At 58.3% G+C, this 396-nt stretch carries 1 pseudogene; it reads left to right on the top strand.

What is annotated here, in order from left to right:
• Window positions 1–193: 193 nt before the first annotated feature.
• Window positions 194–396, top strand: a pseudogene (locus tag WDW90_RS38380) (hypothetical protein); the annotation flags it as partial.

Here is a 396-nt window from a genome sequence, read left to right as displayed (position 1 = left end):
GACCGAGACGCTCAGCTACATGGTCTATGTGAACGCATTCCAGCGCTTCGATTTTGGCCACGGTGCTGCGGTTTCGTGGCTGCTCATTCTGGTCGCGATGGCCGTGGCAATCCCGATGGTGCGCTCGGTCTTGCGCAGCGACGTCGCATGAGAACGGCGAACCCAACATGAACCCATCCACAGGGGTATATCGATGCTAGCCGGCGGCTTGAAAGGCTTTCGACGCAGAATCCCTCTTATCCTGATCTGCCTCGCGCTGGTGTTTTCGCTCGCGCCCGTCGTCTGGTTCCTGCTCACGTCGATCAAGGATCGCAGCGAAACCTTTCAGATTCCACCCGCGTGGATCTTCACCCCGACGTTGGACCACTACAAGAACGTGATGGGGTTTGGGGGGAA

This window comes from Methylobacterium nigriterrae (assembly GCF_037106235.1).
Taxonomy (GTDB): domain Bacteria; phylum Pseudomonadota; class Alphaproteobacteria; order Rhizobiales; family Beijerinckiaceae; genus Methylobacterium; species Methylobacterium nigriterrae.
The sequence above is the reverse complement of the archived record's forward strand: the minus strand, read 5'-3'. Positions and strand labels throughout refer to the sequence as shown.